Below are 19091 nucleotides of genomic sequence, written 5' to 3' on the forward strand. Positions count from 1 at the left end.
ACTCACGACCGCACCTCGCCGTGCTGGCTCATCAGCCGGATGAACACGTCCTCGAGGCTGGTCTCGCCAGGCGCGATCGCGATGCCCGGACGGTCGGCGTAGCGGTCAATGGCGGCGCGCAGGGCCACCGCGTCGGCGCCGACCACGTGCAATGTGGTGCCGAACTGGGCGACCTGCTCGACACCCGGCTGGCGGCGCAGGTCCTCGGCCAGCGCGCCGTTGGCGACGCCGCGGATCACCCAGGTGGTCAGGCCCAGCCGCTCCAGGGTCCGGTCCACATAATCCCGCATCGGCGTCAAATTGTAGAGCCGGGCGACGAACTCCAGGTTCTCCCGGATCGACAGATCCTCGTAGAAGCTGAAACGCTGGGTCATGTAACCGATGTTGCGCTTGATCTGGTCGGCTTCGCGGACGATGTCGAAGCCCAGGCAGCTGCCGGTGCCGCTGTCAGGCGTCAGCAGCCCGGTCAGCATGCGGATGGTGGTGGTCTTGCCCGAGCCGTTGGGGCCGAGAAAGCCGACGATCTCGCCCTGTTTCACCTCGAGCGAGACCTGGTCGACGACCGTCTTCTCGCCAAAGCGCTTGGTCAGGCCTGCCGCCTCGATGGCGTTCACCTCACCGTTCATGGTCCAGCACCACATCAACCGGCTGGCCGGGCTTCAGTGCCGCGGCGTTCGCCTGCGGCACCGCCTCGATCTTGTAGACCAGCTTTTCCCGGTTCTGGACCGAGAAGATCACCGGCGGGGTGAACTCGGCCTCGCCCGACACGAATGTCACCTTTGCCGTCATGCCCGAGGGGCAGCTGTCGCAGCCGACACCGACAATGGCGCCCCGGCTGATCCGCGCCAGATCGACCTCGGGCACATAGAACAGCAGCTTGCGGTTGGCAGGCGGCAGGATGGCCACCACCGGGCGGCCTTCGGTGACCACCTCGCCCTCGCGGAAAAACACATCCTGAACCATGCCGGCCTTCGGCGCATAGACCGAACGCTCACGCAGCGCCGTCTCGGCCTCGGCGAGCTGGGCCTGGGCGGCGGCCACGTTGCGGCGCGCTGCCTCGACGGCGTCCGAGCGGGCCGGCAGCAGCTGGCTGCGGCGCTCCCGCTTCAGCCGCTCCAGGGCGGCAGCGGCCATGTCCCGGTCACCCCTGGCGTTGTCGAACGCCTTGAGGGACGCGACCTTGCTCGCTGCCAGCTTTTCGATCCGCTCGAACTCGCGCTGGGCCACGGCAATGCGCGCCTCGGCCTCGCGGATCTGGGCATCGACCACGGCGATCTCTTCGGGGCGCCGGCCCTTTTGCAGGTCGTCGAGCTGCGCCTGCGCCTGCTGCCGGCGCGCCGCTGCCTGGTCGCGCCGGGCCATCACCGTGTCGGCTCCAGGATGAACAGCAGCGCGCCCTGCTCCACCGGCGCGCCCGACTCCACCGCGAGCCTGCTCAGCTGGCCCGAACTCTTGGGGCCGACCAGCAGTGGATCGCCTTCCACATAGCCCTGCCAGGAAGGCGATCCGCCGTCACCGCAGGCGGCCAGCAGGCCGGCCAGGAGAAGGCCAAGCGATGCGAGCGTCCTCATGCGGGCCTCCCGGCGTCCATGATGGCGATGATGTTGGCGCGTACCGCGGCGCGGATCTGGTCCAGCCGGTCAGGCGTGTAGGCATCCCATTCCAGCCGGCGCAGGACCGCCGTGCGGGCAACGCGGAAGATCAGCGCCTGGCCGATCACCGAAAAAATCCGCAGCTTCAGCTCCTCCGATTCGGCCGGCAGACCCAGCAACGGACCGAGAAGTCTGGAGACCGCCATGTAGGACGGCGCCATGACCCGGCTGTAGAGCACATCGAACGCTTCGGTCGGATCGAATTGCTCGCGCACCATGATGCGCGCCCAGAGCGCGGCCTCTTCGGTGCCGACCATCATGGATATGAAACGGTCGCCAAGCGCCAGCATGGCCTGACGGCGTTGCTCCGGCGTGGTCGCGGAATCGCTGGCAAGCTGTTCGGCCGCGCGAAGACCGGGACTCATGCGGGCAGTGATCTGGTCAGCGATATGACCCACCACCCCCATATACAGGCCTTCCTTGCCGCCAAAGTAATAGGGAATGGCGGCGATATTGACGCCGGCTGCGCCGGCAATCGCCCGGGTCGACGCGCCCTTGAAGCCGTGCTCGCCGAACACTCTCAGCGCCGCTTCGATGAGCCGCTGCTTCGCATCCGCCTTTTCCCCAGCCGCCAGCATGATTCGCACCTCCTCTTGTCCAGAGGACGCCGACTATATTCAATCGATTGACTTAGTCAATTGATTGAATCAGCGCGCACGGGGGCTACAGATCGCCGTTGAGCCGGATAGGCGTGCGCTGGTAATGTCTTACCCGAAGTTTGGAGGAACCGTTGTCCTTCACCTGCGTTGATGGCTCGAATGGGCCGTGTTCCCTGGAACCGGCCCTTCGTCATCAGAGGAGGTGGAAACATGCTATACTGGACATTGGTGTTTCTGGTCTTGGCGCTCGTTGCCGGTGTTTTCGGCTTCGGCGGCATTGCCAGCGCGGCCGCCGGTATCGCCAAGATCCTGTTCGTAGTGTTCCTGGTGCTGTTCCTGGCCGGTCTTCTCTTCAACGCATTCGGGCGTCGCGGCCCATGAATGGCCGCCCTGCGACCGGAGTAACGACAACCGAAAGGACTACGCGATGGCGGATGCAACGACGGACGATGTAGACACCCTGAAGAAGGATCTGCGCAAGTTGCAGAAGGATTGGGACTCGCTGGTCGTATCGACTCAGCAACTCCTGCGAGAAGGAACGAGGACGGGAATGACCGAAGCAAAGGCAGAAATCGAAGCACTCCGCGAACGGCTGGAAGACCTCGGGGTCATCCTGAGCGACCGCAGCCAGCAGGCTGTTGATTCGGTCAGGCTGAACGTGCAGAAGCAGCCCCTTACCAGCCTTGGCGTCGCGTTCAGCGTTGGCGCGATCCTCGCACTGTTGCTCGGCCGCCGCTGATGGGCATGCTCGCCAAGGCCGTTACGCTATTCCTGACGGTCTCGGCGGCAGCGCGTCCGACGACAGCGGTTCCCTGGGGCAGGATTCCCGCCGGTCTGTTTCTAACCGGCGCCTGTTTCGCCATTTTCACGACCGCCGCGGGCTTTCTGCTCGCGGCGATCTACTTGGCGCTCGCCCCGATCTGGGGAGCAGGATGGGCCGCCTTCGCCGTCGGCGCGGGCCTGCTGCCGATCGGCGGCATCTTCGCCTTCGCTCTCTACAATCTGGTGACACGGCCGATCAGCCAGCCCGGCAACGACCTGTCCTTGCTGACCGACGAGGCGATCCGCGGCGTGGAGGCGGCTGAAGACTGGGTGGCGAATCGGCCGATAACGGCGCTTGGCGGCGCGCTGCTGGTTGGAGCGGTCGCTTCGCTGATCTTTTTCAATCGGCCGCGTCGCTAGAAGTCTCCAGCCTGCGGCCCTCACGCCGCACCATGGCGGGGAAGATCAAAGCGCGCTATTTGCGTTTCAGCGATCCCATCAGGCCGCGCAGCAATGCCCGGCCGATTTCCCTGCCCACCGAAGACGCAATCGACTTGGCGAATGTCTCGCCCACGCCCTGGCGCTGTCGGGTCGAGGGCGTGCGCCGTGCAGACCGCTGACGCGGCTCGGCGCTGCGTGGCGGGGGCGTGTCGCCGCGGCCGGCGCCGCCCCAAGGGCCCCGCTGCGTGTCCTCGCGCGGCTCGACCCGCCGGGTCAGGCGCTCATAGGCAGATTCGCGGTCCTGGGTCGTGTCGTAGCGGCCGGACATGACGCTGGCGGTCATTACCTGCCGGCGCTCCTGCGGACTGGCCGGCCCCAGCCGCGATTGCGGCGGCCGGATCAGCGCCCTGTCGACCATGGTCGGCACGCCGCGCTCGTCCAGTGTCGAGACCAGCGCCTCGCCCACGGCCAGTTCGGTGATTACCTGGCTGGTATCGAATGCCGGATTCTGCCGGAAGGTCTGCGCGGCGGTCCGCACCGCGGCCTGGTCGCGCGGCGTGAAGGCGCGCAGGGCGTGCTGGATACGGTTGCCGAGCTGGCCCAGTACGTCGTCGGGGATGTCGTCCGGGCTCTGGGTGATGAAATAGACGCCGACGCCTTTCGACCGTACCAGCCGCACCACCTGGGTCACCTTGTCGATCAGTGCCCTGGGCGTGTCCTTGAACAGAAGATGCGCCTCATCGAAGAAAAACACCAGGACCGGCTTGTCCGGATCGCCCACCTCGGGCAGCTCCTCGAACAGCTCGGACAGCAGCCAGAGCAGGAAGATGGCGTAGGTCTTGGGCGACTGGATCAGCCGGTCCGCGGCCAGGATATTGATGGCGCCGCGTCCGTCCGACGCACGCACGATGAAATCCCGGAGTTCCAGCGCGGGCTCGCCGAAGAAGCCGTCGGCGCCCTCATTCTCCAGGGTCAGCAGGGCGCGCTGGATGGCGCCGATGGACGCCTTGGAGACATTGCCGTACTGGCTGGTGAGCTCGGATGCGTTCTCGCCGACATGGTTCAGCATGGCGCGCAGGTCCTTCATGTCGAGCAGCAGCAGTCCCTGCTCGTCGGCGACACGGAACGCGATATTGAGCACGCCTTCCTGCACGTCGTTGAGATCCAGCATCTGGCTCAACAGCAGCGGCCCCATCTCCGTCACCGTCGTGCGCACCGGATGCCCCTGCTCGCCGAACAGGTCCCAGAACACCACCGGGAACGCCTCGAAACCATAATCGTCCAGGCCGATTTTCGCCGCCCGCTTGAGCAGGAAATCCTTCGGATCGCCCTGCTGGCAGATCCCCGACAGGTCGCCCTTGGCGTCGGCCATGAACACCGGCACGCCGGCGCGGGAAAAGCCCTCGGCCAGGATCTGCAGCGACACCGTCTTGCCCGTGCCCGTCGCCCCGGCGATCAGGCCGTGCCGGTTGGCCCGTTTCAGGCTGAGATATTGGGGCGCTGCCCCGGTACCGAGATAGATGCTGTCCGGCCTCAGGAGTGTCATGGCTTCAATGCTCCTTGCAGACGCCATTTTTGGTGTAGGGCACCGCGTACATGCGGCCCTGGATGACCCCGGCGCGCGACGACAGATAGGGGCCGGGCTTGCCCGGGTTATAGCGCAACGGGCTGGGCAGGGTCACCGCCAGCAGCGCCGCCTGGCGCGGGCTCAGCTTTGCCGCCGGGACGCCGAAATGGTGCCGGGCTGCCGCCTCGGCGCCGTAGACGCCCTTGCCCCACTCGGCGATGTTCAGATACAGCTCGAGGATGCGCTGCTTCGGCACCAGCAGCTCCAGCCAGACCGTCAGATACGCCTCGATGCCCTTGCGGATGAACGACCGGTTCGGCCAGAGGAACAGGTTCTTCGACGTCTGCATGGAAATGGTGCTGGCGCCCCGTGAGCGCCGCCCCTGCTGGAGCTTGTCGATGTTTTCCTCGAGCGCTTCCCAGTCGAAGCCGTCATGGGTGCAGAACTTGGCGTCCTCGGACGCCATCACGGCGCGCTGGAGATCGGGCGAGATGCGGTCGAGCGAGGTCCAGTCCTTGTCGATGCCGTAGCCTTCGGTCAGCCGGATCAGCATCAGCGGCGTGAACGGCGGCGGCACGAAGCGGTAGGCCAGCAGGATCGCCGGCGGCGCCAGCAGCGCGAAGATCACCAGCATCCCGAGCAGGCGCAGGATTCGGCGGCCGATGCCGCGTTTGGCCCTTTTCGCTATGGCTGAATCCTCCTGACGGCGGGCGTTTCGCCGTCAGCATAAGGCCAATGGCGCAGCCTCACTAGCGCGATGCGCCGAACATGGCGCGGATCGCGGCGACGACCGCTTCCGGCTCCTCGTAATGGCCGAAATGGCCGCCGGTCGGATGTGCCGTGACCTGCCGGAGGTTGTAGACCTTCGCCCGCTCGCTGCCCTTGAAGGCGGCCACCGGATCCGTCACTGCCGGATCCTTCTCGCCGCCGAGGAAGGTGACGGCGGTGGGCGCCTCGACGGCCGGCATCCGGTCGTGCGACGGCGTCCACGGATTGTGCGCCGCCTCGGCATAGTAGCGGGCCGAGGTGTGGAAACTGCCGGTCAGCCAGTAGAGCATGGTGGTGGTGATCAGATGCTCTTTCGGGAACCGCGATTCCACGTCGCCATGGGTGTCGCCCCACGCGCGCCGGCGCTCGACCAGCCAGGACAGCAGCCCGGCCGGCGAATCGTTGAGGCCATTGGCCAGTGTCATGGGATCGAGCACCTGGACCGCCACATGGCTGGCGATGCGCCGCTGGCGGGCATGGACCGCCTCGCGCAGCTCGCCGGTGACCGACGGCGGCACCAGCGCGCCGCCGGTGATGTCCCAGGGCCGCTCGTGGTTGAACAGGGTCAGCGGGATGGCATGCATCAGGTGGATGCCGTGGAGGCTGGCGGCGTATTTGTGGCCGAGCTGGCTGGTGACCAGTGCGCCCCAGTCGCCGCCGCTCGCAGCATACTTCTTGTAGCCGAGACCCTCGGTCATCAGCTTGTGCCACAGGTCGGCGGTGCGCCACCAGTTGATGCCGGGCACCCTGAGCGGCGTCGAGAAGCCGAAGCCGGGAAGCGACGGCACGATGACGTCGAATGCCGGCTTGCCCTCGGCCAGCGGCTTGATGACGTGCCGCATGTCCCAGAAGCACCATGGCCAGCCGTGACTGACGATGATCGGGATCGCGTGCTTCCTGCGGCTCTTGTAGTGGATGAAGTGGACCGGGACGCCGTCGATCTCGGTCCGGAAGTGGGAGAATTTATTCATCTCCCGCTCGGCGGCGCGCCAGTCGTAGCCGTCGATCCAGTACTCGACCAGCGTCTTCAGATACGCGGTCGGCGTGCCGTATTTCCAGTCATCGTTGGCGAAGTCGTCCGGGAAACGCGTGGCCTTCAGGCGGCGCTTCACGTCGTCGATGGCCTCGTCGGGCATGGCGACGGCGAAGGATTCGATATGCATGGGCGACCTTTCCGTCGGTACGCGGAAAGGCCCCCTCACCCTACCCTCTTCCCGGCGAGGAGAGGGGGCCATCTGATCGGTTAGTCCCTTCCCCGCCCGGCGAGACGATGGCGCGTGGTGCCGGATGAAGGGTGCTGTCGGCCCTAGGCCGACAGTTCCCTCTCGATCGCGCCGGTGATCGCCGGATCGTCCGGCGCGATGTCCGGCGCGAAGCGGCCGACCACCTTGCCGTCGCGGCTGACGAGGAACTTCTCGAAGTTCCACATGACGTCGGTCTCGTTCTTCGAGGCAAGGCCGCGCTCGTCGAGGATTTTCTTGAGTTGGCTGTCGGGCTTGTTTGTGCGGCCGGGATGCTCGGCGATCAGCTCCTTGTAGAGCGGGTGACGGTCGGCGCCCTGGACGCTGATCTTCGAGAACATGGGGAAATCCACGTCGAACGTGGTCGAGCAGAAATCCTGGATTTCGGCGTCGGAGCCCGGCTCCTGGCCGGCGAAATTGTTGGCCGGGAAACCCAGCACCTTGAAGCCCTTGTCACGGTAGGATTGAAAGGTCTTCTCCAGCGCCTCGTATTGCGGCGTCAGGCCGCATTTCGACGCCACATTGACAACCAGCAGCACGTCACCCTTGTAGTCCTTCAGCGAGGCTTCCTTGCCGTCGATCCGGCGAACCGGAATGTCGTAGATGCTCATGTCGCTCCCCTATCCTGATGGAGCCGCAAGCTTAGGGGAACGGGCGTGCCGCTGGCAACTCATGCCATCGCCTGCGGGTCAATATGCCGACCGGATACTCCCTCCGCACAGACCGGCGGAACCCGGACCGGGGCAAGGCGTTGAACCGCAAGGTGCGCAATGCTGATCTATTGGTGGAGATTCCTGAGCCTGCTGCTGACCAGCCTGAGTCTGGGCATGTCCTTCGCCCACGTGCTCGAAATGCCGGTCCGGCTCCGTTGGCCAGCCACTTTCTGGGCTGATGTCACCACCTTCCACGGTCTCTACGACATGTTCGGCCGCATCGGCGCCGTCATCGATGTCAGCGCCATTGGGGCCTGCGCGATCCTTGCCGTGCTGGTCCGCGCCCGCCGTCCCGCTTTCGCGTTCTCCCTCACCGCCGCCATCATGCTGGCCATCGGCCTCGGGCTGTGGTTCGCGCAGGTATCGCCGATGAACGCGGTCATGGCGGACTGGAGCACGTATGTGGGCGCCGTCGCCGTCGATCCGGTTCGCCAGCAATGGGAGTTCGGCCACACCACTGTCGCCATAGCCAAGCTGCTGGCGGCGGCCGCGCTGTTCCTGTCGGTCCTTGCCGACACGCGCCAAGCGCCACGCGCATAGGTCTTATGGAGACCCGGCCGTTGACATCTGCGGCCCGAACCGCCACTTGTTCGCGCCATGCTGGCGATCCGGAACATAACCTTCACCATGGTGGGCAACCGCCTGTTCGACAATGCCTCGGCGGTGATCCCGACGGGGCACAAGGTCGGCATGGTCGGCCGCAACGGCACGGGCAAGACCACCTTGTTCCGGCTGATCCGCAGCGAGCTGTCGCTGGACGACGGCGAGATCGAGGTGCCGCGCAACTTCCGCATCGGCGGCGTCGCCCAGGAAGCACCGGCCACCGAGCACAGCCTACTCGAGACCGTGATGATGGCCGACGTGGAGCGCCACGAACTGCTGCAGGAAGCCGAGACCGCGACCGAGCCGAACCGCATCGCCGAAATCCAGATCCGGCTGGCCGACATCGACGCCTATACGGCAGAGAGCCGCGCCGGACAGATCCTGTCGGGCCTGGGTTTCGACGCCGAGACGCAACAGCGGCCATGCCACGAATTCTCCGGCGGCTGGCGCATGCGCGTCGCGCTGGGTGCGGTGCTGTTCTCGCAGCCCGACCTGCTGCTGCTCGACGAGCCGACCAATTATCTCGATCTCGAAGGCACGGTCTGGCTGGAAAGCTTCATCGCGAAATATCCGCACACGGCGCTGATCATCTCCCATGACCGGGAGTTGCTGAACCGGTCGGTGGACGGCATCCTGCACCTCACCGGCCAGAAGCTGACCTACTACACCGGCACCTACGACCAGTTCGACAGCGAACGCCGGATGAAGCTGGAACAGCAGCTGTCCATGAAGCGCAAGCAGGACGCCCAGCGTGCCCACATCCAGAGTTTCGTCGACCGCTTCAAGGCCAAGGCCTCGAAGGCGCGTCAGGCCCAGTCGCGGGTCAAGATGCTCGAGCGTATGAAGCCGATCCTGGCGGTGTCCGAAAACGCCGTCGCGCCGTTCCATTTCCCGGCGCCCGACGAGTTGGCGCCGCCGCTCGTGACGTTCGAGAACGCGGTCGTCGGCTATGACGGCCTGCCCGTGCTGAAGAATCTGAACCTGCGCCTCGACCAGGATGACCGCATCGCCCTGCTGGGCGCCAACGGCGAAGGCAAATCCACCTTCGCCAAGCTGCTGGCCGGGCGGCTGCCGCTGATGGCCGGCAAGCTGACCAAGTCGTCCAAGCTGCGCATCGGCTTTTTCGCCCAGCACCAGCTCGACGAACTGGTCGAGGGCGAGAACTCGTTGCAGCACCTCATGCGCAAGCTGCCCAACGAAGGCCAGAGCCAGCTGCGCGGGCGGCTCGGCGCGGCGGGCATCGGGGCCGATATCGTGCTCAATCCGGTCGAGAAGCTGTCCGGCGGCCAGAAGGCCCGGCTGCTGATGGCATTGGCCGCGCTCGACGCACCGCACATCATGATTCTCGATGAGCCCACCAACCATCTGGACATCGAAAGCCGCGAAGTGCTCGTTCACGCGCTCAACGATTATCCGGGTGCGGTCATCCTGATCAGCCATGATCCGCATCTGGTCGAGACGGTCGCCGACCAGCTCTGGCTGGTCCAGGGTGGCAAGGTCGCGCCGTTCGACGGCGACATGGAGGACTACAAGCGCCTGCTGCTTTCTCAGCGCGGCCCCAAGAAAGAACCGGGCTCCGGCCGCAAGGGCAACGACAAGCCGTCCGCCGGGCCGGTGGTCTCGAAATCCCAGCGGCAGAACGCGACACCGTTGCGCAACAAGGTCCGCGACCACGAGGCACGCATCGCCAAGCTGGAAGCCGACCTGGCCAAGGCCGAGGTCAACCTGGCCGACCCCAAGATCTACGCCGCCGGCGACAAGGCCCGGATCGAGCGGCTCAGCCGCCTGGTCAATGACATCAAGGCCGAACTGGCCGCCGAGGAGACCGCGTGGATGGCCGCGCAGGAACAGCTCGACGCCGCGCTCAGCGCCTGACGCCTCCCCGCACCGGGACTCGCCGCCCCACTTCAGGTAAACTGGTGTCCTGGAATGGGCGCCGGGGGTTTGGAGGGGACATGCTTTCCATCGACATTATTCGCGCGCTGTATCCGCGCGCGCCAGCCGAGCATCTGGCCGCCTTCGCCGCGCAAGCCGAGGATGTACTCGGCCGGTTCGGCATCACCGGCAACGACACGCGCCTGCACTACTTCCTCGCTCAGATCGGCCACGAATCGGGCGGGCTTACGATCATGCAGGAGAATCTCAACTATCGCGCCAAGCGGCTGTGCGAGGTCTGGCCCAGCCGGTTCCCGACCCTCGCGTCAGCCGGCCAATGCGCCGGCAATCCGGAATTGCTTGCCAACACCGTCTATGGCGAGCGCATGGGCAATCGGGGCCGCGACTCAGGCGACGGCTGGCGCTATCGCGGCCGCGGCTACATCCAGATCACCGGCCGTGACGGCTACCAGCAGGTTGGACAGCGCGCCGGCCTCGATCTCGAGGCCGCGCCCGATAACGCCTTCGCGCCCGAGCACGCCTTGACCGTGGCCTGCGGCTTCTGGCGCTGGAAAGGCCTGAATGACATCTGCGACACCGGCAATTTCGGCAACGTGACCCGCCGGATCAACGGCGGACTGAACGGCCAGGAGGACCGGGAAGCATGGCTGAACAAGGTCCGCCGCACGCTTGGCACACCCATTCCCGTCAGCGACCAGCCCGACGCACCGGATGTGATCGACATCCAGCGTCGGCTCCGCGACCTGGGTTACCCGGAAGTCGGCGCCGCGGATGGCGACATCGGCCCCAATACACGCGCCGCCATCACCCGGTTCAGGATCGACCAGGGATTGCCGCCGGGCGTGGTCGACAAGGCGCTGCTCAAGGCGCTGGGGCTGGGCTGACCGCCGGCGCCAGCCGGCACCGGCGCCTAGCGTCCGAAGATCATCCGCAGCACGCCTATCCGCCTCCGGCGCTTGGCCGGCGCCCGTTTCCTGGGCTCGGGCGGCGTGCCGAGCAATATCCAGAATTCGTGGTCGTCCTCGGGCAACTTGACCCTCGGCGCTCGGCGCTCGGCCCACAGCACATAACTGTGCAGCGAGCGGGACATCTTCACGTCCATGGTCGGCGTCCAGATGCCGGCCACCTCCCTCGCCCATTTCCACGCACCGGCCTCGGCATAGAGCCGCGGCTGCGACTGCCACGGCCCCAGTACGTGGCCAAGCTCGTGCAGCGCCACCGCATAGGTAATGGCGCTCTTCACCGGCCTGATGGCGATGATCCTGTGGGTCCTGGACGCCCGTCCGCCGCGCGAATGGGGCAGCACCCTGATGTTTTCGTCCCGGCAGATGGCGGCAACGTGCTGCCGCATGTCCTCGGGAGTCATGGCATAGCGCTCATGCTGGCGTTTCCCCGCGCCATGTCCGGCAGCCGGTTCCGAGACCTTGTGTCAAATCCGCCAGCCCATCGGCACGCCGTAGCGGCATGGACCGCGATCAGCCTTCCTCGTCGTGATCGTCATGATCGCCGGCAATGCGGCCGTCCTTGAACATGTTGCTCTGGAGCTGCTTGGCGAAGTCCGGATTGTTGCGGCGAATCCACTCGAGCACCATGGCCGCGTGCTCCATTTCCTCGCGCATGTTGTGGAGCAGGATGTCCTTCAGTTCCGCGTCATCGCAGTCGTCCGCCCGTTGCCGGTACCAGTCAACCGCTTCCAGTTCCTCCATCAGCGACGTGATCGCCTGATGCATGGAAATGGTTTCCTTGGTGAGGCGCTCGCGCGGGGCATGAAGGTCTTCGCTCGACATAGGTGTGCTCCTGGCTTGTTAGAACGTAGTGGCGAAGCACCATGATATCGGCTTGGCGCGGGAAGGCGACCCATCAATACCGCGATCGGTCAAATCGCGTCGAAATGCGCTGAACCGCCCGCAGATCGGCCACGTCCTGCTCCATGACGAGGCCCGCCGCCGCCCTGGCGAGCGCATCGTCGGCCATGCGCGCCGCCGCCTTGGCCAGGTCGGGGGTTTGGCAGGCAGCCAGACTGAGGAGCGCCTTGCGCAACCTGATGGATACTTCGATATTCCCGGCGCCGTCACGGGCAATGGGGCGGAACCCGTCAAGGATAAGATCGTCCATGGACAGCGGCTCTACATGGATACGGTCATATGCCGGGCTGGCCTGTGACTCGCTGGCTTCCCGGTCGAACCGCACCAGCAGGCGGACCAGCGTCCCCACCACGTCAATGGCGGTTCCCGGGTCGTTGACTCCCGGCGACAGGGCGCGGGATGCGATCTCGGAAAGCGCGATCAGGCAAAAGCGCGGGTCCTGAACAAAGGTGCGCTCACCCGCCAGCGTGAAAGCGCCCTTGAGCGAGTCCGCCGCCGACTCGTCCGGCTTGCCCGAGACGTACATCAGTGCCCGCTCGGGTTCGACGAAGGTGCCGGGGCGTGCGGGCGCGTGAATCTGCAGGTCATGCGACTCGGCAATTTCCTGCAACCGGCCGAGATCCACATGCTGGACATAGGCAACCCGGTCCACGTGAACCGGCGCCGCGCCCTCCGGCAGGCCGTCGAGGGCGCATCCCCCCATCCATGGCGCGCGCGCCAGGTCGACAAGCGCCGCCTGGGCCACTTTCTCGACCTCGTCAATGGTCTCGCCGACACGGCCTAGCCGGGAAAGCTTGTTGATCCAGCCGAGCAAGGTGGCGACGACGATGACGATGACGGCAATGGTGGCCGCAAGCAGCACCAGACGCCCGCCGCCACCATAGACCCTGGTGCTGAGCAGCACGATGCCGACGACGCTGAACAGAAAGGCGCCGATGAACGTCGCCAGCGCGTTGTGCGAGGTGCTGTCCTCGATCAGCAGCGTGGCCGCGCGGGGCGTGGTGCTGTTCGAGGCGGCATTGTAGGCCGAGACCATGGTGGTCAGCGAGAAGGTCGCGACGGCCAGCATGCTCGACGCCAGGATGGTCAGAATGGTATCGACGGATCCGGCGCCGATCCGGTCGGCGTAGTCCGTGGGAACGAACGGGCCAACGATCAGGGCGGCGATGGCGGTCACCGCGCCGAGGACACAATAAAGCGTGCTGCGAAACCAAGTCTGGCGCGTAATGCGCCAGAGAAGAAATTGCCATTTGGAATTCATCAAGCCCTACCCCCGGATGCGCCGCGCGCAATGCGCCCTGATCCAAGTAACGCCCCGCAGCATAGCTCGGTTTCGTTCGGCAGACTTGACAAGAGCACGCGCATGGATAGTTATGTCCTCATGATCCGTACCGCTGAATCGCTGTCGCTTCGACTTACCGGCCTGTCCCTCTAGGACGGGGCGAGGCCTGCCTTATGGCCAAAAGACGAACACGCGATCGGAAGCAGGACAGTGACGGTTCAAATCCACAGACACAGTATCGAAAACGGCGCGGCGGTTGGGCGCGCTCTGCGACTTATGGGCGGTTCGCGGGCCTGACCGGCGCCAGAGCGCCTGCCCGCGAGCCAAAACACCGGCAGCACCGTGCGCCGCAACCATTGACCCATTCCGCCAGAGCGCACCGAGAGCGCCGGCATCCAGAGGAACCAGTACCGTGACCAACATGCCCATCGACGCCACCCAGAAATACCCCCAGTTCAAGCCGATCCCCCTGACCGACCGGCAATGGCCTTCCGCCGTCATCACCAAGCCGCCGATCTGGTGCTCGGTCGATCTGCGCGACGGCAACCAGGCGCTGATCGAGCCCATGGACGCCGACCGCAAGGCACGCATGTTCAGCATGCTGGTCAAGCTGGGCTTCAAGGAGATCGAGGTCGGCTTTCCCGCCGCCTCCGATACCGACTTCGACTTCGTGCGCAAGATCATCGAAGACAAGATGATCCCCGAGGACGTGACCATCCAGGTGCTGACGCAGGCGCGGCCCGAGCTGATCGAGCGCACCTTCCAGTCGCTCAAGGGCGTCCACCGGGCCATCGTCCATCTCTACAATTCGACATCGACCCTGCAGCGGCGGGTGGTGTTCGGACTGGACCAGGCCGGCATTACCGATATCGCCGTGCGCGGCGCGAAGCTGGTCAAGCAGCTGGCCGACGCCAACCCGGAGACCCACTGGATCTTCGAATATTCGCCGGAAAGCTTCACCGGCACCGAGCTGGAATTCGCCCGCGACGTCTGCGCGGCGGTGATCGATACGTTCGAGTCCACGCCCGAGCACAAGATGATCATCAACCTGCCCGCGACCGTCGAGATGGCCACGCCCAACATCTATGCCGACCAGATCGAATGGTGCCACCGCAACTTCCACAAGCGGGACAGCATGATCCTGTCGCTGCATCCGCATAACGACCGGGGCACCGGCGTCGCCGCGGCCGAGCTGGGCTTCATGGCCGGCGCCGACCGCATCGAGGGCACGCTGTTCGGCAATGGAGAGCGCACCGGCAATGTCGATATCGTCACCCTGGCGCTCAACATGTTCACCCAGGGTGTCGATCCGTCGCTGGACTTCTCGCACATCAACGAGGTGCGCCAGACCGCTGAATATTGCAACCAGCTGCCGGTGCATCCGCGCCATCCCTACGCCGGGGACCTGGTGTTCACGGCGTTTTCCGGTTCCCACCAGGACGCCATCAAGAAGGGCTTCGACGCACTGGCCGCCTCGAACAGCAAGGTATGGGAGGTGCCCTATCTGCCGATCGATCCGGCCGATCTGGGCCGCTCCTACGAGGCGATCATCCGGATCAACAGCCAGTCGGGCAAGGGCGGCATCGCCTACATCCTGAAGAGCGATTACGGGCTCGATACGCCGCGCCTGCTGCAGGTCGAGTTCTCGCGGGTGATCCAGCGGATCGCCGACGAGACTGGCAAGGAGATCGGGCCCGCCCTGATCTGGGAGACCTTCCAGAGCGAATACCTCAACCGCAACGCACCCATCGAGTATCACAGCCACAGCACCCTGCCCGTCTCCGGCCGGCCCGACCAGCGCGACATCCATGCCGAAGTGGTGTTCAACGGCGTGAAGCAGGATATCGAGGGTTTCGGCAACGGCCCGATCGCCGCCTATGTGGATGCGGTCAGGAAGAACTGCGGCATCGACTTCAACGTGCTCGACTATCACCAGCACGCCATCGGCCACGGCGCCGAGGCGAAATCGGTCACCTATATCGAAGCCCAGCAGGCCGACGGCAAGACCGTCTGGGGCGTCGGCGTCAGCGCCGACATCGTCGATGCCTCGCTGCTGGCAGTGACCAGCGCGGTGAACCGGATGCTGGGGTAGCAGAACCTTCGTCATTGCGGGGCGCACAGTGGCGCGGCAACCCGGTACGGCGGCAACAACGCCCGGGTTGCTCAGCCGGCGTCGCCGCATCGCCATGACGATGGTATTTTCAACGCATGTCTTCCTCAGACCTCAGCCACTTCATCGAAGCACAGGACGCCGTCTGGCCGCAGGTGACTGCCGAGCTGGCGGCCGGGCGCAAGCGGACCCACTGGATGTGGTTCGTGTTCCCGCAAATCGCCGGGCTGGGCTTCAGCCACCGGGCGCAGGTTTACGCCATCAAGGACCTGGACCACGCCCGGCGCTATCTGGCCGATGATGTGCTGGGGACGCGGCTGCGCGAGGGCGTGCAACTCATGCTCCGCCATGCGGGACGGTCGGCGACCGATATTCTCGGTGCGCCCGACGACATGAAGCTCCGCTCCTGTCTCACGCTGTTCCGCGAAGCCGCGAGCGGCGCGGACAGCGCGCTGTTCGATGCGGCGCTCGGCGCCTTCTACGGCGGCCAGCCCGACCCGCGGACCCTGGAATTGCTCCACTGATCACGGTGTCGTGATCGATGGATGCCGATAATCCGGCGGTGCCATGGTACGCTGCGCCTTTCCGATGACCGAGGAGCAGGCCCATGGCGCACAAGTTCGAGATATGGAAGGACAAGGCGGGCGAGTACCGCGTGAAGTTCAAATACAATTCGGAGACCATGTTCTCCACCGAGGGCTACTCGTCCAAGGCCTCGGCCCAGAACGCCATCGACTCGATCAAGAAAAACGGCCCCGGTGCAGCCGTCGAGGACAACAGCTAGCCGACAGGGCGTCTCCCTACTTCTTCCGCGCCCACGCCTTTGCCTCGTCCGATGCCACCCACTTGATGGAATCGGCGAGAAACTGGCGAAATGCCGGGTTGGAATAGGCGGCCGGACCGTCACCGGCCTCGCTGCACACCACCGGGCTGTTGCCGCTGCGCTTGGCCCAGGCGATCAGGTTGGAGCCGTGCGGATGGTTCCAGTTTTCCTGCTGTTCCTGGGGCGCAAGCGGCGGCGGATTGAAGTTGGCCGGCGAGAAATCGTAATCGCTGCGCAGCAGCGGCACGATGTCCGGGTTCTTCTCGAAGCCCGATGTCTTGATGTAGATCTCGTCGGTTACCGTGAAGCCCTTGCCCAAATTCTTCGTCGCCGGATGCGCCGGGTCGACCACGGACAGGAAATGGGTGCCGTTCCGGTGCGGCTCGCCGCCGCCGCCGCGATAGCCCGAACCGGGCACCGTCTCGCCGTAGAGTTCGCCTTCTTCCAGCATGAACGAGGTACCCGACAGGCTGCGCCACAGGTCCCAGCCCGGCCACTGCACCAGCGCATGGTTGAGCATCACGATGCCCTTGCCGCTCTCGAGGAGCGCGCCCATGGTCTTGATGAAATGCTCAGGCGGCTGCTTGAACGCGCGGGCGCCGTCATGCTCGGTGCCCCACATGTCGTAGAATACCACCGCGTCGTAATCCTTGACGTATTCCGGCCGCAGGATGATCTGCGCCGCGGGCTGCTCGACCACCGTCGTGTTCAGCTCCTGGTTCTCGTCGAAGATGGCGTAGAAGCCGTTGTAGTCGAACGGATGGCCCTTGGTGACCAGCAGAACATTCAAGGTCATTGTTTACTTCCCCAGTTTTCCCCGCGCCGGTTATACGATAGCCAGACAGCCGATGGAACCAGCGCGGGCGCAGGTTATCAATACGGCGCGCTGAAGGCGAGCGGGAGAAGACGATGAGCAGGATTGTACGGATCGGTTCGGCGGGCGGGTTCCTGGGCGACAGCTCGGTGGCCGCACCCCAGCTCATCAAAGGCGGCGAACTGGACTATCTGGTGCTGGATTATCTGGCCGAGATGACCATGTCGTTCCTCGCCAAGGCCCACGCCAAGAATCCCGACGGCGGTTACGCCCACGACTTCACCGACTGGGTATGGAAGGACAATCTGCGTGAGATCGCGCGCCAGGGAATCAAGCTGATCACCAATGCCGGCGGCGTCAATCCGCGCGCCTGCCGCGCCCGCATGGAACAATTGGCCGCCGAGGCCGGCGTGGCGCTGAACATCGCCATCGTCGAGGGCGACAACATCCTCGACCAGATTCCGGCCCTGGCGGCAAGCGGCATCACCGAGATGTATTCCGGCGAGGCGTTCCCCGAACCCACCCGCATCGCCAGCGCCAACGCCTATCTGGGCGGACGGCCCATCGCCGAGGCGCTGGCGCGCGGCGCCGACGTGGTGATCACCGGCCGCGTGGTGGATTCGGCGCTGGTCCTCGGCCCGCTGATGCACGAATTCGGCTGGGCCGACACGGATTACGACATGATGTCGGCTGGCAGCCTGGCCGGCCACCTGCTGGAATGCGGCGCGCAGGCCACGGGCGGCCTGTTCACCGACTGGGAACTGGTCGAGGACTGGGCCCATATCGGCTATCCTATCGCGGAGTGCCAGGCCGACGGCAGCTTCGTCATGACCAAGGCGCCGGGCACCGGCGGCCTCGTCACGGTCGGCACCATCTCGGAACAGACTCTCTACGAAATCGGCGACCCGCAGGCCTATCTGCTGCCCGACGTGGCCTGCGACTGGACCGAGGTGAAGATCGAACAGGCGGGCAAGGACCGGGTGCGCGTCTCCGGCGCCAGGGGCCGTGCGCCCACCGGCACGTTCAAGGTCTGCGCCACCTTCGAGGACGGCTACCGCTGCATCGGCATCCTGCCGATCCTGGGCATGAACGCCGCCGCCAAGGCCGAGCGGCAGGCGGCGGCGCTGATCGAGCGCATGGAGGAGATGCTGCGCGAGCGCAATATGGGGCCGTTCCGCGCCGTCAACATCGAGACCCTGGGCGCGGAGAGCACCTATGGCGCCCACACCCGCATGCGCGGCGCCCGCGAGGTGATTTCCAAGATTTCCATCGAGCACGCCGACAAGCATGCCTGCGCCCTGTTCGCCCGCGAGATCACCGCGCCGATGACCTCCATGATGGTGGGCAATACCGGCTGGCATGGCGGAAGGCCGGATGTGAACAAGGTGGTGCGCCTGTTCTCGTTCGCCCTGCCGAAGGACCGGGTCAAGGTGGCCATCGACCTGGGCGGCAAGACCGAGCCGGTTTCTATCACCACCGCGGGCGGCTTCGATCCCGCCGCCATCGAGCGCCCGTCCGTCGCCGAGGCGCCGCCCCTGGGGCAGGACGCGGTCAGGGTCAGGCTGGTCGACATCGCCTGGGGCCGGTCCGGCGACAAGGGCGACAAGTTCAACGTCGGCATCATCGCCCGCCGCCCCGAATTCCTGCCATTTATCCGCGCCGCGCTGACCGAGAATGTCGTGAAGGACTGGTTCGCCCACGAGTTCAGGGGCGCCGCCAATCCGAGGGTCGAGCGCTTCGACGTCCCCGGCATGAACGCCCTTAATTTCCTGTGCCACGAGGCGCTGGGCGGCGGCGGCATGGCGACCCTTCGCCTCGACCAGCTCGCCAAGGGCAAGGCCCAGCAATTGCTGGAAATCTCCATCCCCATCCCCGTCGCCCTGGCCAAGGGCATCAAGCTGGCGGCCTAGACGCCGGTGGCCGCCATAGCCGCCAGTCCGGCAATCCGTTAGGAT

The 19091-nt window shown here is 65.5% G+C and carries 22 protein-coding genes; 10 read left to right on the forward strand and 12 right to left on the reverse strand.

The annotated features are described in order from the left end of the window. Positions 1-2: 2 nt before the first annotated feature. From WJU21_RS04935 to WJU21_RS04950, 4 genes are read right to left on the reverse strand one after another with little or no spacing between them, the layout of a single operon-like run. Complete coding sequence (locus WJU21_RS04935) at positions 3-626, reverse strand: ABC transporter ATP-binding protein (protein WP_346322265.1); 624 nt, start codon at positions 624-626, stop codon at positions 3-5. After that, the gene (locus WJU21_RS04940; RefSeq protein ID WP_346322266.1) at positions 616-1362 is read right to left on the reverse strand and encodes an HlyD family efflux transporter periplasmic adaptor subunit; all 747 of its coding nucleotides are present in this window, start codon (positions 1360-1362) and stop codon (positions 616-618) included. The genes WJU21_RS04935 and WJU21_RS04940 overlap by 11 nt, the downstream gene beginning before the upstream one ends. Beyond that, positions 1362-1571 carry a hypothetical protein gene (locus tag WJU21_RS04945; RefSeq protein WP_346322267.1) on the reverse strand — a complete coding sequence of 70 codons (210 nt, stop codon included), beginning with the start codon at positions 1569-1571 and terminating at the stop codon, positions 1362-1364. Before WJU21_RS04945 ends, WJU21_RS04940 begins: the two co-directional genes overlap by 1 nt. Beyond that, the gene (locus WJU21_RS04950; protein WP_346322268.1) at positions 1568-2230 is read right to left on the reverse strand and encodes a CerR family C-terminal domain-containing protein; all 663 of its coding nucleotides are present in this window, start codon (positions 2228-2230) and stop codon (positions 1568-1570) included. The genes WJU21_RS04945 and WJU21_RS04950 overlap by 4 nt, the downstream gene beginning before the upstream one ends. 231 nt (positions 2231-2461) lie before the next feature. Between WJU21_RS04950 and WJU21_RS04955 the strand changes: the two genes are divergently transcribed. Genes WJU21_RS04955 through WJU21_RS04965 form a run of 3 tightly spaced genes read left to right on the forward strand, consistent with a single transcriptional unit; the run spans position 2462 to position 3433 of the window. Next, positions 2462-2632, forward strand: a complete 171-nt coding sequence (locus WJU21_RS04955) for a DUF1328 family protein (RefSeq protein ID WP_346322269.1) — start codon at positions 2462-2464, stop codon at positions 2630-2632. A gap of 46 nt (positions 2633-2678) precedes the next feature. Next, positions 2679-2990 (forward strand): hypothetical protein, encoded by a 312-nt coding sequence (locus WJU21_RS04960; RefSeq protein WP_346322270.1) that lies wholly within the window; start codon positions 2679-2681, stop codon positions 2988-2990. After that, on the forward strand, positions 2990-3433 hold the full coding sequence (locus WJU21_RS04965; RefSeq protein ID WP_346322271.1) for a hypothetical protein: 444 nt from the start codon (positions 2990-2992) through the stop codon (positions 3431-3433). Before WJU21_RS04960 ends, WJU21_RS04965 begins: the two co-directional genes overlap by 1 nt. A gap of 55 nt (positions 3434-3488) precedes the next feature. Here WJU21_RS04965 and WJU21_RS04970 read toward each other — a convergent pair whose 3' ends face one another. The 4 genes from WJU21_RS04970 to WJU21_RS04985 all read right to left on the reverse strand — a co-directional run bounded on the left by WJU21_RS04970 (position 3489) and on the right by WJU21_RS04985 (position 7641). After that, complete coding sequence (locus WJU21_RS04970) at positions 3489-5000, reverse strand: helicase HerA-like C-terminal domain-containing protein (RefSeq protein WP_346322272.1); 1512 nt, start codon at positions 4998-5000, stop codon at positions 3489-3491. Between the two features lie 4 nt (positions 5001-5004). Continuing rightward, positions 5005-5664 (reverse strand): monofunctional biosynthetic peptidoglycan transglycosylase, encoded by a 660-nt coding sequence (mtgA, locus tag WJU21_RS04975; protein ID WP_346322454.1) that lies wholly within the window; start codon positions 5662-5664, stop codon positions 5005-5007. A 106-nt stretch (positions 5665-5770) separates the two neighbouring features. Further along, the gene (locus tag WJU21_RS04980) at positions 5771-6952 is read right to left on the reverse strand and encodes an epoxide hydrolase family protein (protein WP_346322273.1); all 1182 of its coding nucleotides are present in this window, start codon (positions 6950-6952) and stop codon (positions 5771-5773) included. A gap of 143 nt (positions 6953-7095) precedes the next feature. Beyond that, on the reverse strand, positions 7096-7641 hold the full coding sequence (locus tag WJU21_RS04985; protein ID WP_346322274.1) for a glutathione peroxidase: 546 nt from the start codon (positions 7639-7641) through the stop codon (positions 7096-7098). 159 nt (positions 7642-7800) lie between these two features. Here WJU21_RS04985 and WJU21_RS04990 point away from each other — a divergent pair, with 159 nt between their 5' ends. The 3 genes from WJU21_RS04990 (at position 7801) to WJU21_RS05000 (ending at position 11126) form a co-directional block, all read left to right on the forward strand. Further along, positions 7801-8283: a DUF1772 domain-containing protein gene (locus tag WJU21_RS04990; RefSeq protein ID WP_346322275.1), complete on the forward strand. Its 483-nt coding sequence runs from the start codon at positions 7801-7803 to the stop codon at positions 8281-8283. 57 nt (positions 8284-8340) lie between these two features. Next, entirely contained in the window at positions 8341-10221 is a 1881-nt protein-coding gene (locus tag WJU21_RS04995; protein ID WP_346322276.1) for an ABC-F family ATP-binding cassette domain-containing protein, read from the forward strand. A gap of 80 nt (positions 10222-10301) precedes the next feature. Continuing rightward, entirely contained in the window at positions 10302-11126 is an 825-nt protein-coding gene (locus WJU21_RS05000; RefSeq protein ID WP_346322277.1) for a peptidoglycan-binding protein, read from the forward strand. Between the two features lie 26 nt (positions 11127-11152). On the opposite strand, the gene WJU21_RS05005 is transcribed toward WJU21_RS05000, so the two are convergent. The 3 genes from WJU21_RS05005 to WJU21_RS05015 all read right to left on the reverse strand — a co-directional run bounded on the left by WJU21_RS05005 (position 11153) and on the right by WJU21_RS05015 (position 13368). Further along, entirely contained in the window at positions 11153-11608 is a 456-nt protein-coding gene (locus WJU21_RS05005) for a hypothetical protein (RefSeq protein WP_346322278.1), read from the reverse strand. Between the two features lie 109 nt (positions 11609-11717). Then, positions 11718-12029 (reverse strand): ferritin, encoded by a 312-nt coding sequence (locus WJU21_RS05010; protein ID WP_346322279.1) that lies wholly within the window; start codon positions 12027-12029, stop codon positions 11718-11720. 73 nt (positions 12030-12102) lie between these two features. Beyond that, positions 12103-13368 (reverse strand): DUF2254 domain-containing protein, encoded by a 1266-nt coding sequence (locus tag WJU21_RS05015; RefSeq protein WP_346322280.1) that lies wholly within the window; start codon positions 13366-13368, stop codon positions 12103-12105. A 442-nt stretch (positions 13369-13810) separates the two neighbouring features. Here WJU21_RS05015 and leuA point away from each other — a divergent pair, with 442 nt between their 5' ends. The 3 genes from leuA to WJU21_RS05030 all read left to right on the forward strand — a co-directional run bounded on the left by leuA (position 13811) and on the right by WJU21_RS05030 (position 16283). Further along, positions 13811-15481 carry a 2-isopropylmalate synthase gene (gene leuA / locus WJU21_RS05020; protein WP_346322455.1) on the forward strand — a complete coding sequence of 557 codons (1671 nt, stop codon included), beginning with the start codon at positions 13811-13813 and terminating at the stop codon, positions 15479-15481. A 116-nt stretch (positions 15482-15597) separates the two neighbouring features. Next, complete coding sequence (locus tag WJU21_RS05025; protein WP_346322281.1) at positions 15598-16023, forward strand: DUF1810 domain-containing protein; 426 nt, start codon at positions 15598-15600, stop codon at positions 16021-16023. Between the two features lie 83 nt (positions 16024-16106). After that, positions 16107-16283: a DUF1508 domain-containing protein gene (locus WJU21_RS05030; protein WP_346322282.1), complete on the forward strand. Its 177-nt coding sequence runs from the start codon at positions 16107-16109 to the stop codon at positions 16281-16283. 16 nt (positions 16284-16299) lie between these two features. Here the strand turns inward: WJU21_RS05030 and WJU21_RS05035 are convergent, their stop codons facing one another. Further along, complete coding sequence (locus WJU21_RS05035) at positions 16300-17118, reverse strand: ThuA domain-containing protein (RefSeq protein WP_346322283.1); 819 nt, start codon at positions 17116-17118, stop codon at positions 16300-16302. Positions 17119-17231: 113 nt separating this feature from the next. Here WJU21_RS05035 and WJU21_RS05040 point away from each other — a divergent pair, with 113 nt between their 5' ends. After that, the gene (locus WJU21_RS05040; RefSeq protein ID WP_346322284.1) at positions 17232-19046 is read left to right on the forward strand and encodes an acyclic terpene utilization AtuA family protein; all 1815 of its coding nucleotides are present in this window, start codon (positions 17232-17234) and stop codon (positions 19044-19046) included. Positions 19047-19091 lie beyond the last annotated feature (45 nt).

Source organism: Emcibacter sp. SYSU 3D8 (genome assembly GCF_039655875.1).
Taxonomy (GTDB): Bacteria; Pseudomonadota; Alphaproteobacteria; order SMXS01; family SMXS01; genus RI-34.